Origin of the sequence: Massilia aurea, assembly GCF_024753205.1 — a bacterium.
Classification (GTDB): Bacteria; Pseudomonadota; Gammaproteobacteria; order Burkholderiales; family Burkholderiaceae_D; genus Telluria; species Telluria aurea.
This window is the reverse complement of the sequence record NZ_JANUGZ010000002.1, coordinates 471,912-484,554: the sequence shown is the minus strand read 5'-3', so window position 1 is coordinate 484,554 and position 12,643 is coordinate 471,912. Positions and strand designations below refer to the sequence as shown.

Annotated in this window: 7 protein-coding genes; 4 read left to right on the top strand and 3 right to left on the bottom strand. The window is 65.4% G+C overall.

Going from position 1 to position 12,643, the window contains the following annotated elements:
* Nucleotides 1-165 precede the first annotated feature (165 nt).
* Complete coding sequence (locus NX775_RS07825; protein ID WP_258835483.1) at nt 166-2,478, top strand: sensor domain-containing diguanylate cyclase; 2,313 nt, start codon at nt 166-168, stop codon at nt 2,476-2,478.
* 143 nt (nt 2,479-2,621) lie between these two features.
* On the opposite strand, the gene NX775_RS07820 is transcribed toward NX775_RS07825, so the two are convergent.
* Nucleotides 2,622-5,339 carry an alpha-1,6-glucosidase domain-containing protein gene (locus NX775_RS07820; RefSeq protein WP_258835482.1) on the bottom strand — a complete coding sequence of 906 codons (2,718 nt, stop codon included), beginning with the start codon at nt 5,337-5,339 and terminating at the stop codon, nt 2,622-2,624.
* Between the two features lie 7 nt (nt 5,340-5,346).
* Nucleotides 5,347-6,930 carry a POT-type proton-dependent oligopeptide transporter gene (locus tag NX775_RS07815; protein WP_258835481.1) on the bottom strand — a complete coding sequence of 528 codons (1,584 nt, stop codon included), beginning with the start codon at nt 6,928-6,930 and terminating at the stop codon, nt 5,347-5,349.
* Between the two features lie 280 nt (nt 6,931-7,210).
* On the opposite strand from NX775_RS07815, the gene NX775_RS07810 reads away from it, so the two are divergent.
* The gene (locus NX775_RS07810; RefSeq protein WP_258835480.1) at nt 7,211-8,851 is read left to right on the top strand and encodes an alpha-amylase family glycosyl hydrolase; all 1,641 of its coding nucleotides are present in this window, start codon (nt 7,211-7,213) and stop codon (nt 8,849-8,851) included.
* Complete coding sequence (locus NX775_RS07805; protein WP_183555889.1) at nt 8,851-10,698, top strand: glucokinase; 1,848 nt, start codon at nt 8,851-8,853, stop codon at nt 10,696-10,698. The genes NX775_RS07810 and NX775_RS07805 overlap by 1 nt, the downstream gene beginning before the upstream one ends.
* Here NX775_RS07805 and NX775_RS07800 read toward each other — a convergent pair.
* A complete protein-coding gene (locus tag NX775_RS07800; protein ID WP_258835479.1) occupies nt 10,695-11,168 on the bottom strand; it encodes a hypothetical protein in 474 nt (157 codons plus the stop codon). The genes NX775_RS07805 and NX775_RS07800 overlap by 4 nt on opposite strands.
* Nucleotides 11,169-11,382: 214 nt before the next feature.
* On the opposite strand from NX775_RS07800, the gene NX775_RS07795 reads away from it, so the two are divergent.
* Nucleotides 11,383-12,582, top strand: coding sequence for a PEP-CTERM sorting domain-containing protein (locus NX775_RS07795; protein ID WP_258835478.1), 1,200 nt, complete (start codon nt 11,383-11,385; stop codon nt 12,580-12,582).
* Nucleotides 12,583-12,643 lie beyond the last annotated feature (61 nt).

The following is a 12,643-nucleotide window of genomic DNA, read 5'->3' as shown; positions in this document are numbered from 1 at the left end:
CGTCAACGCTACGCGACGCACGGGACGGAACGTGTAGTTTCCGCACGGCACTGCGTGCTACCATTTCATGTGGCTCCCCCAATTCCCGGCGCCGTGTCGACAGGGCCGTCCTGCCTTGTCGTCTTCGTTCCGGACCATGGAAGAGGTTTTATCATCGTCAGCCAAATGTTAATTGAACAGGCCCGCCTTGCTGCGCTGGCCGAACTGCAGATTCTCGACACCCCTGCCGAGACCCGCTTCGACCGCTTTACCCGCCTGGCCGCCATGACGTTCGACGTGCCCATCGCGCTGGTGTCGCTGATCGATGCGGAGCGGCAGTGGTTCAAGTCGCACCATGGCCTGGACATGTCGGAAACCCCGCGCTCGCTGTCGTTCTGCAGCCACGCGGTGCAGGCGCGCGCGCTGCTCGTGATCGAAGACGCGGCGCAGGATCCCCGCTTTGCCGAAAACCCGCTGGTCACCGGTGAGCCGCATATCCGCTTCTACGCCGGACAGCCGGTCTACAGCGATGGCGAAGCCGTGGGCACGCTGTGCATCATCGACCGCGCCCCGCGCCGCCTGAACCAGGAGCAGCGCCAGGTGCTGGCCGACCTGGCCGGGCTGGTCGAAGTCGAAATCAATCACCTGAAGGCGGTCACCGCGCGCATGCTCGCCGAGCAGGCGCTCAAGTCGCTCAATACCGATCTGGAAGCGCGCATCGTCGCTCGCACCTCCGAACTGGAAGACAAGGTCGAGCAACTGTCGCGCGAAGTGACGCAGCGCGAAGCGGCCGAAGCGCTGCTGCGCGAGAGCGAAGCCTGGAACCGCACGATCATCGATTCGTCGTTCAGCGGCTTCATTGGCGCTGACAGCAACGGCGTGGTGGTGGCGTGGAACACGTCGGCTGAGCGCATCTTCGGCTGGTCGGGCGAGTACGCGCGCGGCCGCCAGTTGTCCGATCTGGTCATGCCGGCGCAGCAGCGCGAAGCGCATGACGCGAACATCCGCCGCCTGCTCGATACCGGCGCCGGCCCGTACCTGAACCAGAACGTCGAACTGCCGGCGCTGACCCAGAGCGGGCGCCAGATCACGATCCAGATGACGGTGGCGGCCCACGAATGGAACGGCGCGCGTTACATCGGCGCCTTCGTCAATGACATCTCGGAGCGCATCCGCACCCAGCAGCAGCTGGAAGAAAAACAGGAACTGCTCGACGCGGTGCTCGAATCGATCGATGTCGGCGTGGTCGCCTGCGACGCCGTCGGCAACCTGACACTGTTCAACCGCACGGCGCGCGCCCTGCATGGTCACGACCTGAAGGCCATCGCGCCATCGGAATGGCCGCTGTTCTACTCGCTGTACCACGGCGATGGCCAGACCCCGATGGCGATGGACGACGTGCCGCTGGTGCGCGCACTCAAGGGCGAAGTCGTGCGCGACGGCGCGATGGTCGTCGCACCGGCCGGCCGCGCGCCGTACACGTTGCTGGCCAGCGGCCGTCCGCTGCGCAGCGCCCAGGGCAAGACCCTCGGCGCGGTCGTGGCGATGAAGGACATCACCGAACTGAAAGCATCGCGCGACCGCCTGGCTGACAGCGAAGAGCGCCTGCGCACGATTACCGACAACCTGCCGGTCCTGATCGCGCACCTCGACCAGGATCACCGCTACATGTTCGCCAATGCAGTGCACCAGTCGTGGCTCGGCAAGGCGTCCGATCAGGTCGTCGGCCAGACCATGGTCGAAGCCTTTGGCGAAGATTTCTATCTGCAGCAGAAGGAAGCGCTGGACGACGCCTGGCTGGGCAAGGCATCGCAGTGCGAGCATGACATCGTGCGCAAGAAGCACATCCGCATCGTCCACTCGACTTTCCTGCCGCATCTGCGCGACGGCGAGGTGGTGGGCGTGTATATCCTGACGACCGATGCCACTGCTGCGCGCATGCACGAACGGAACCTGCACGCGCTGGCTCACACCGATGCGCTGACCGGCATCCCGAACCGGCGCCAGTTCGAGCTGGCGCTGCAGGCAGCCGTCGAACGTGCGCCGCAGCGCGAGCGCGCCTTTGCGCTGTTCTATCTCGACATCGATTTCTTCAAGCGGATCAACGACACCTACGGCCACGCAGTGGGCGACATGGTGCTGGTCGAATTTGCGCGGCGCGTGCGCAAGGTGGTGCGCAGCTCCGACATGGTGGCGCGTCTGGCCGGCGACGAATTCACGGTGCTGCTCGACGAAGTCAATTCGCCGCGCGACGTCGAGCTGGTGGCCAAGAAGATCATGCAGGTCATGGAAGCGCCGTTCATGGTCGGCTCCCAGCCGATTTCCGTCAGCGCGACAATCGGCATTGCGCTGGCCGACGCACCGGGCGTGACGGCGCTGACGATCAGCGAGCTGGCCGACAGCGCCTTGTATGAAGCCAAGGACAAGGGGCGCAATACGTTTGCGATTGCGCGGCTGGCGATGGTGGCGGCGCCGGAGCAAGCGTCCGTGCTGGCCTGACAACGTCGTTCCAGCGAAGGCTGGAACCCAAGTTCAGCACCTTTGCCGCAACATCGACAGCGGCCCGCAACAGACCTGGATTCCAGCCTTCGCTGGAATGACGGTCTTCAGGTCAGCAGCGCGCCGTCGCGAGAATCGCGTTTTCACATGTCGACAAACACCACGGCCGTGCGCGCCGGCACCGTGAAGGTGCCGCTGGCGCTGTCGAAGCGCGCCTTGAGCGCGCGCTTGTCGGCCGCGCCAGGTGCGCTGTGCACCGGATGCAGCTTCAGGCGCTTGCCGCGCAGCGTGGCGTCCTTGATCGTGTGCGCCCGCTTGTCGACGTTCACCAGATACCCCATACCGGCAAAGCCCGCACCCGGATAGCCTTTGCCATCGAGCCAGGCGGCCAGCACGGTCGGTTCCTGCCGCGGCCCCGTATTGAAGAAGCGCAGGCGCGTGTTGATGTCGTCGGCCGTGCGCAGGCGCAGCAGCGTGCTGCTGGCGCGGATGCGCAGCAGGTCGCGGAAGGCGTCGCGCGCGAATGCGATGTCGGCGGGCGTGGGCTTCATCGCGGCATTGGCCAGCAACGGCTTGAACAGCGGCCAGTCCTTCGCATTGTCCGGCGCCGGTGGCAGGCCGGTACCGAAGAAGTTGTCCTGGTAGGTCCAGTCGATGCGGTTGAACCAGTCGCCCGAATTGAAGCTGTTGCGGTCCAGCGATTTCGAGCGCAGCGTGTCGATGCCGGCGTGGTAATACGCCACGCCCTGGCTGAACGCATTGATCGCCATCCCCAGCACCTGAACCCGCGCGCGCTCCGCGCTGCTCGTTGCCACCGGCAGCTTGAGCACGTTGATGTCGTACAGGGTCTGGTTGTCGTGGTTCTCGACGTAGTTGACCGCTTCACCCGGCTCGCTCGCGTAGCCGGCCGGCTGGTTGCCGCCGTAGACCATCGCCTGCAACTGGCGCACCTGGCCATCGAATCCTTGCATCGGATACGTGCGCACCGAGCCGGCCAGGCCGACGCGGATCAGGTCCGCGGCGCGCAGCAGGTCAGCCTTTTTTGCATCGCCACCAAGGGCGTTCGCGTCGTACACCAGACCATTGATATAGCCTTGCTGCTTGATGACCGGCGTGCCCGAATCACCGGGCGAACCGCCGCGCACGGCGTCGCGCGCGCGGTCGCTGAAGGTGCCGATGCCGGTGCCGTTCAGCGATAGCTGCGAGGCCTGCACGAAGCGCGCGCCGTCGGCCACTTCACCGAAGTTCCAGCCTTCGCCGATCAGCTGCACGTGGCGGCCCGCCGCCGCGTCGACGGCCTGCTGCAGGCGCACCATCGCCTCGCGCGGCTGGTGGCCCATCAGGTCGAAGCGGAACGAATCGATCTTGTACTGGCGCGTCCACAGGACCGACGAATCGATCATCAGCTTGGCCATCATCGTGTTCTCGGTCGCCGTGTTGAAGCAGCAGGTCGACGCTTCGATGCCGCCCATGGCGTTCAGGCGATGGTAGTAGCCCGGCACCACGCGGTCGAGGATCGATTTTTCTTCCTGGCCGGCGATGAAGGTGTGGTTGTAGACGACGTCGGTGCCCACGCGCAGGCCGGCCTTGTGCAGGTCCATGACCATCTGGCGGAACTCGACGATACGGCGCGCGCCGTCCTGCGGGTCGCTCGCGTAACTGCCTTCGACGGCGTTGAAGTGCTGCGGGTCGTAGCCCCAGTTGAAGCAATCGGTGTGCGCGGTCTTGACGACCAGCGCCTGCTGGCTCTCGCCATCCGGCGCGCCGGCAGGGGCGGGCTGCGCGCACGCGACTTCAGGGATGCTGCCGATGTCGTACACGGGCAGCAGGTGGATGTCGGTCAGGCCGGCCTGTGCCAGCGCGCGCAGGTGCCGCATGCCGTTGGAATTGGCTTCGCCAAACGCGCCGTACTTGCCGCGTTTGGTCGGCGGCACCGTCTGGTCGATCAGCGAGAAGTCGCGCACATGCAGCTCGTAGATGACCATGTCGGTCTGCGCCTTGACCGTGGCCGGTGGCTGCGTGGCGTCCCAGCCGGCCGGCTTCAGGTTCGGCGCATCCAGGTCGGCGATGTAGCTGCGTTTGGAGTCCGCATTCAGGCTGACCGAATACGGGTCGGTCACCAGGTTGCGTACCAGCCCGGCGCCATCGGCGACGACATCGACCGCGTACTTGTAATAGGTGCCGGACAAATCGCGCGGGACGCTGGCAGCCCAGGCGCCGGTGCGTGCGTCCAGTGCCATCGGCAGCACGGCGTTGGCGCGGCCCGTTGCGCTGTCATACGTGCACACCGCCACATCGCGCGCGGTCGGCGCCCACAGCTTGAAGGCGGTCTGGTTGCCGGCTGGCGTCGCGCCCAGGTCCGGGATGCGTTCGGCTGCCGCATACAGGTCGTCGAGCGCGCCGGCCGCTTGCACGCGGGTTGCGTCGCGCACGGTGCCGTCGGGGCTTTCGTGGACCAGCACCAGCTGTTCGCGGTGCAAGGCAGGCAGGCGCGCCAGGTCGGCTTCCTGCACGCTCAGGGTCGGGCCGCTGGCGACCCATTTGAAGCGCGTGGCGGCGGCTTGCGGCACCGCGACGCGCGAGACGGCCAGCGTGATCGAACCGGCGCTGCCGGCGACCTTGCTGCCCGCCGTGGCCTGGATGCCGCCGACAGGGGAGTGGTACAGGCGGTATACGCCATCGCCAGAGGCGCCGGGCCAGCGCACGAGGCGGCGGTCAAGCCAGACGGCGCGCGCATCGAGTTTGGTGGCCGAGGCGCTGAGCACCTCCTGGAAGGCCGGGCTGTCGCAGGTGGCGAGAGGAACAGCAGCATACGCGCTGGAGGACAGCGATGCTGCAAGCAGGACAAGGTGACGTTTCATGGACCGCTTACCCCGCGACGCTGGTGCGATAGTGGTCGACCATGCGATAGCGCGTCGCATACCAGCCGAATGCCGCCGCCGACAGCAGCGCGAACGCGGCAAAGAAGTACATCTGGAACGCCATCACTCCGACGCCCGAGCCTTCGATATACGCGATCACCGATTCATTCTTGACGCTGGCATTGACGATCAGCACCCACAGGTTGCCGACCGTGACAGCCAGGTACCACAGGGCCATGATCACGCCCTTCATCGAGGCTGGCGCCTGGCTGTACGCGAATTCAAGACCCGTGGCCGAGACCAGCACTTCACCGAGCGTCAGCAGCGCGTACGGCGCGATCTGCCATGCGATCGAGACGGCGTCGCCGGCGTCGAGCGCCACCTGCAGATTGCCCACGACGATCCAGGCCGCAGCCGACAGTGCGATACCGGCCGTCATGCGGCGCAGTGGCGTGGGCTCCACGCCCATCTTGCGCATCAGCGGGAACAGGGCGATGTTGTTGATCGGGATGAGCAGCATCACGAGCAGGGGATTCAACGCCTGCATCTGGGCCGGGATCACGTCGAAGGTCCAGCCCAGGAGGTTCACCTGCGTGGTCATCGTGTTGGCCTGCACGATCCAGGTCGAGGCCTTCTGGTCGAACAGCGACCAGAACGGGGTGACGAGCGCGAACACGATCAGGATGCGCAGCACGGCGCGCACGCCGTCCACGGCGTCGTCCGGATGCAGGCCGCGTGCGCGGTCCAGCTGCATCGACGTGCCCATGCCGCCAAAGGCCATCAACAGCACCAGGGCGGTACAGGCGGCGATCACGAAACCCCATTGCGCGGCCATGGCCAGCGACGCCAATGCGCCGGCGGCGCCCAGCAAGGCCAGGTTCAGGCCCGGACGGCCCTGGCCGGGCTGCCTGGCCAGCAGCGCGCTTTTTGCCACGCGCATGAACGAGTGCGGATTGGCTGGCGCTGGCGGCACGTGCACGTACTTCTTTTTGCCGCTCCAGAACACCATGGTCGCGATGAACATCAGGATGCCGGGCACGCCGAAGGCCCAGGCCGGACCGTAGTCGCGCAGTAGCAGCGGCATCAGGAGCGAGGCGAAGAACGAACCGAAATTGATGATCCAGTAGAAGGCGTCGAAGACGACTTTCGCCTTGTCCTTGTTGGTGTGGTCGAACTGGTCGCCCACAAAACTGGCCACCAGGGGCTTGATGCCGCCCGAGCCGAGCGCGATCAGGAACAGGCCGAAGTAGAAGCCGTTGACGTTGTCCTCGAACATGGCCAGGCAGGCGTGACCCAGGCAGTACACGAGACTGAGCCAGAACACCGTGTTGTACTTGCCGAAGTAGCGGTCGGCCAGCCAGCCGCCCAGCAGCGGGAAGAAATAGACGCCGATGACGAAGGTGTGGAACACGTGCTTGGCTTCGCCGGTGCGCATATCTTCCGGCAAGAACATCAAGAGCGTCGTAATCAGGAAGGGCGTCAGGATGTTGCGCATCCCGTAGAAACTGAAGCGTTCGCACCCCTCATTGGCAATGATGTAGGGGATTTGCCGGGGCATGCGCCCGGTGCCTGGTTTTGCGAGAGTTGTCATCGAACCGCTTCCTTGAATTGGCAAACAGACGCGATGCTATGACGGGGACGCCTCTCTTTGCAACATAAAAATTGTCGTGAAACAAACTAGAAACAAAGTGGCAACATGCATACGTAGTTTAGGTACGGATGAAGAATTGGCACAATCGCCTATAACATCTCAAGTCATTGAAATCAAAAGACTAAATGTGATTTATTGCTGACTGGCCGGAATTGTCAAGAAGGTTCGCCTGATGTATATTGCCTAGAATTCCACATCATGTATCCGCCCGGACCAGCCAATGACCCAGATCTCGACGACCGACAACCCGAACTGGTGGCGCGAAGCCATCATCTATCAGGTGTACCCGCGCAGCTTCCTCGACACGAACGGTGACGGGGTCGGCGACCTGAACGGCGTGACCGAAAAGCTCGACTACATCGCGAGCCTGGGCGTGGACATCGTCTGGCTGTCGCCGTTCTTCAAGTCGCCAATGGCCGATTTTGGCTACGACATCGAAGACTATTGTGACGTCGATCCGCTGTTCGGCGACCTGGCCGATTTCGATCGCATGGTCGCCAAGGCGCACAGCCTGGGCCTGAAGATCATGATCGACCAGGTCATGTCGCACACGGCCGACACGCACAAATGGTTCGTCGAAAGCCGCGCCAGCCGCGATAATCCGAAGTCGGACTGGTATGTGTGGGCCGACCCGCTCCCGGACGGCAACCCGCCCAACAACTGGCTGTCGGTGTTCGGCGGCTCGTCGTGGCAATGGGACACCCGCCGCAAGCAGTACTACCTGCATAACTTCCTGGTGAGCCAGCCGCAGCTGAACTTCCACAACCCGCTGGTGCAGCAGGCGCACCTCGATGCGCAGCGTTTCTGGCTCGAGCGCGGCGTGGATGGCGTGCGCATGGATGCGTGCGTGTTCCACTTCCACGACCGCCAGCTGCGCAGCAACCCGCCGGCGCTGGTGCGCGACACGTCGACCGTGACGGACGTGAACCCGTACGGCATGCAGGCGCACCTGTACGACAAGACGCAGCCCGAGAACATCGCGTTCCTCGAGCGCGTGCGCGCGCAACTCAATGAATTCGGCGCCGTGTCGATCGGCGAAATCAGCTCGGACGACGCGCTGGCCCAGATGAGCGAATACACCGAAGGCGGCAACAAGCTGCACATGGCCTACAGCTTCAACCTGCTCACGCCGGTCTTCACGGCCGCGCACGTGCGCCGCCAGGTCGAGGAATTCAACGAGCGCGTCAAGGATGGCTGGGCGTCCTGGTCGGTCGGTAACCACGATGCGATCCGCGTGGCCACGCGCTGGGGCGGCGTCAACCCGGCCCCTGGTTTCACCAAGCTGGTGCTGGCGATGCAGCTCTCGCTCAAGGGCACGCCATGCCTGTACCAGGGCGATGAACTTGGCCTGACCGAGGCCGATGTGCCGTACGAACTGCTGCAGGACCCGTACGGCAAGACCTTCTGGCCCGAGTTCAAGGGCCGCGATGGCTGCCGCACACCGATGCCTTGGGTCGCCGACGCTCCGCATGCGGGCTTTACCGACGGCCAGCCATGGCTGCCGGTGGACGCCGCGCACGTCAAGGCGGCCGTCGACCTGCAGGACCGCGACCATGACTCGATGCTGAACTTCCAGCGCCGCTTCATCGCCCTGCGCCGCAGCCTGCCACAACTCACGCGCGGCGAGATCGCGTTCTTCGATGCGCCCGAGCCGGTCCTGGCCCTGCGTCGCGACCTGGCCGGGCATGACAGCGTGCTGGCCGCGTTCAACCTGTCGGGTGAGGAAGTCAGCTTCGACTGGCCGGCAACCGACGGCGTGGCGCAGATGCCGGTCGATGGTCTGCAGGGGAGCGCGCAGCAGGGCCGCGTCACGCTGGCGCCTTTCGGCGCCTGGTTCGGCACCGTGGCGGCGAAGCGCTGATGGCCGGCGCGCAGCCCGAGAAATTCGCGCGCACGGCGTTTGCCGATGGCCCGCGCCTGCTCGCGGACATTGGCGCCACGCATGCGCGCTTCGCGCTGCAATGCGCGCCCGGCGTGTTTCGCGACGTGGCAGTGCTGCGCTGCGACGACTTCGCCGGCATCGTGCCGCTGCTGCGCCATTATCTGCTCGACCACCAGGACGTCACGTTGCACCACGGCGCCTTTGCGGTGGCCAATCCGATCAGCGGCGACTATGTGCGCATGACCAACCGCGCGTGGGAGTTTTCCACCGATGCGGTGCGGCGCGAGCTGGGCCTGGCCACGCTGTTGATCGTCAATGACTTCACGGCGCTGGCCACGGCCTTGCCCAATTTTGCGCGCGACGACCTGATGCAGGTCGGCCCGGGCAAGGCGGTGCCGGGCGCCGTCATCGGCGTGCTGGGGCCGGGCACGGGCCTGGGCGTCTCGGGCGGCATTCCGACCGCCGACGGTTTCGTCACGCTGGGCAGCGAGGGCGGGCACGTGAACTTCGCGCCGTTCGACGAGCGCGAATTCGCGATCCTGCAATACGCGTGGCGCGAGTGGCCGCACGTGTCGAACGAGCGCCTGATTTCCGGGCCCGGGATGGAAGTGATCTACCGCGCGCTGGCCGACCGCAATGGCGTCGATGCCGCGCCGCGCACGGCCGCGACGATCGTGGCCGGCGCGCTGGAACAGAACGATGCGCTGTGCCTGGAAACGCTCGAATGCTTCTGCGGCATGCTGGGCGGCGCGGCAGCCAATCTGGCCGTCACGCTCGGCGCGTTTGGCGGCGTGTACATCGGCGGGGGCATCGTGCCGCGCCTGGGCGAGTGGTTTGCCAGCTCGCCGTTTCGCGCGCGCTTCGAAGCCAAGGGCCGCTTCTCGGACTACCTGGCCGACATTCCGACCTGGGTGATCACGACGCCGAACCCCGCCTTCCATGGCGTGGCCACCATCCTGGCCGAACACCTGCGCGGGCGCAGCGGCGCCAACACGCTGATGGAGCGCATCACGCAGCTGCGCCATGAGCTCTCGCCCGCCGAAGGGCGCGTGGCCAGTCTCGTGATCGACCAGCCGCGCATGGTGCTCAATGAACCGATCGCCGAGATCGCGCGCCTGGCCGACGTGAGCCAGCCGACCGTGATCCGGTTTTGCCGCTCGCTGGGCTTCCAGGGCCTGGCCGATTTCAAGCTCAAGTTCGCCAGCAGCCTGACCGGCTCGATCCCCGTGCGCCACAGCCAGGTGCGCCTGAGCGACAGCACGCACGATCTGTCGGCCAAGGTGATCGACAATACGGTGTCGGCGATCCTGCGTTTTCGCGACCAGCTCGACGTGCGCTCGCTGGACCGTGCGATCGAGATGGTCAGCCGCGCCAAGCGGGTCGAGTTTTACGCGATGGGCAATTCGCGCGCGGTGGCGCTGGACGGCCAGCACAAGTTCTTCCGCTTTCGCATCCCTACTGCGCTGTATGGCGACGCGCACCTGTTCACGCTGGCCGCCGAATTACTGGGGCCGGGCGACGTGGTGATTGCGGTGTCGAATTCAGGTGGCTTGCCCGAACTGCTGGAGGCGGTGGACATCGCGCGCGCAGCTGGCGCCGACGTCATTGCGATCAGCAACAGCCAGTCGCCGCTGGCGCGCAAGGCCAGTGTGTGCCTGGCGGTCGATCACGCCGAGGACAGCACGAGTTTCCTGTCGATGATTTCGCGCATTCTGCAATTGCTGCTGATCGACATCATGGCTGTCGGGATCTCGGTCGATGGCCAGCATGGACCGGCGCCGGGCCAGGATCCGCGCCGGCTGCTGATCTCGCACCTTGATAGTTAATCTGCGCTTTTCAGGTTGACGCGCGCGATCGTGCGGCGCCATTCCTGCAGGCTCAGCAGGGTGTCGGACTCGGTATCCTCGACCAGGATCTCGCTGCCGTCCTGTGCGACCAGAAAGCTCTCTTGCCGCCGCGCGTCCTGCGCGCGGTTCTCGACAAAACTCAGCTGGTAGTAGGTCTTGCCATTCACTTCGCGCGGCGTCGGGTTGTCCTCAACCACGGCGCCGTGCGCCTTGCCGTCCGTGCGCCGTTCGATCTGCGCCGACCAGGCCTTCAGTTCCGGTAGTGCCAGCAATGCGGCCATTGCCTGTTCCTTGCTCTGCGCAGGCGCCTGGGCGGCGGGTATGGCCGGCGCCGGGGCGGGTGAGGGCGCCGGCCGGTCGGCGCGCTGGCAGGCAGCGACCGCGCAGCACACGGCAAGCGCGGCGAGGATCGTGCGCAGGGCAGGGAAGGCAGCGGGGCGTGGGGACATGGCAGGTTCCGTGAGACGAGACGGCCATACTAAACCATGCCTGTTTTAGCGGCAAATGATGCGTTCACAGCGTCCATACAAACGTTATTATTTCCGCATGGAAATGCTTTCGTGGTTTACACCACGCTCCTCATGTGTTTCGTGGTGGCATTTGATTTAGTTAGTGCAAGTAATGATATTCTGTAGGATCACTCCTACCAGTCGGTACACCGCAATGGACACCCGCGCTACTTATCAACGTCGTCTCGAACGCAGCTTGCACCGCGAAAAACGCCTGATGGCGCTTGCCGTGCTGGGCGTTGCCGCTGGTGTGGCCGGCATTGTGTTGCCATCGCCGTCGATGGGCTGGCCGACGTTCGGGCAGGCATCGAACGTGGCAGCGGCCACCGCAGCGCCGGCGCATGCGTTGAGCCCGACTGCGCCAACAGCGCAGCAGGCAGCCACGGCGCGTCGTATCTACCGCCATTCGGTCGTGCCGGGTGGCGTAGCGGACAAGGTCGAACTGGCGCAGATCTTGCGAACCGACCGGCTCGTAGCGGCGCACTACGCAACCTTCAATGTCGACAATGCGCGCGCCGTGACGGTGACGGCGCCGCGCGCGGTGTATGTCTCGTACCGCAAGAACGACCAGATCTACTGGACCTCGAAGAAGGTCATGCTCGAGCAGGGCGAGACCCTCCTGACCGACGGCGAGCACGAGATCCGCGCCCGCTGTGCCAACCGCATCTCGGACGTGCCGCAGTATCCGGTCGAACCCCATGGACCAAGCGAAGCCGAGCTTGATACCGTGCTCGCTGTCGGCGCCCCATCCGACATGGCTGGTGTGCCCGGTGAAGAGGGCGGCGTGCTGCCCGTGGGCATGGATGACCTGCCCAACGGCGAAGCGGTGGGGCAGCGTTACGACGTGACCGGCTTCCCGAACGGCGCCGGCTTGCTGACGCTGGCAAATACGACACCGGCGCCGACGCCGTCCCGCGCGGGTCAGGCGCCTGGCATGCCGGACTGGTATAACGCACCGATCTACCGTGGCGGCGTGCTGAGCCCCGCCAGCCGTATCATCGACAACGACGACACCGTCATTGACGTGCCGGCACCAGCGGTGCCGGAAGGCGACAGCCCGACAGTCGGTGCTGGCGACAGCCCGGATCCGCTCCCGGTCGCCGTACCGGACGGTAGCGGTGCCGATCTGCCAGCCCCTGCCACGCCGTCACTGCCAACGCCAGGCACTGGTGCCGATACGCCGGTCACGCTTCCTGCCACGCCGGCCACGCCAGCCGCCCCGACGCCGCCGGGCAATACCGTGGTCGACCCGCTCGCGCCAACCGAAGTGCCTGAACCAGGCACGCTGTGGCTCGGCGGCATCGCACTGGCCGCGCTGCTGTGGCTGCGTCGCAAGGGCCCGCGCGCCCGCTGAGACGCAAAAAACGCAGACAACAAAAAACCCGCGAGGTGTGAACCTCGCGGGTTTTTTATCG

Excerpts from the sequence above, each read along its gene's own strand:
- NX775_RS07815 (WP_258835481.1), bottom strand. The coding sequence starts at position 6,930 with ATGACAACTCTCGCAAAACCAGGCACCGGGCGCATGCCCCGGCAAATC.
- NX775_RS07820 (WP_258835482.1), bottom strand. The coding sequence starts at position 5,339 with ATGAAACGTCACCTTGTCCTGCTTGCAGCATCGCTGTCCTCCAGCGCG.
- NX775_RS07805 (WP_183555889.1), top strand. The coding sequence starts at position 8,851 with ATGGCCGGCGCGCAGCCCGAGAAATTCGCGCGCACGGCGTTTGCCGAT.
- NX775_RS07800 (WP_258835479.1), bottom strand. The coding sequence starts at position 11,168 with ATGTCCCCACGCCCCGCTGCCTTCCCTGCCCTGCGCACGATCCTCGCC.
- NX775_RS07810 (WP_258835480.1), top strand. The coding sequence starts at position 7,211 with ATGACCCAGATCTCGACGACCGACAACCCGAACTGGTGGCGCGAAGCC.
- NX775_RS07795 (WP_258835478.1), top strand. The coding sequence starts at position 11,383 with ATGGACACCCGCGCTACTTATCAACGTCGTCTCGAACGCAGCTTGCAC.
- NX775_RS07825 (WP_258835483.1), top strand. The coding sequence starts at position 166 with ATGTTAATTGAACAGGCCCGCCTTGCTGCGCTGGCCGAACTGCAGATT.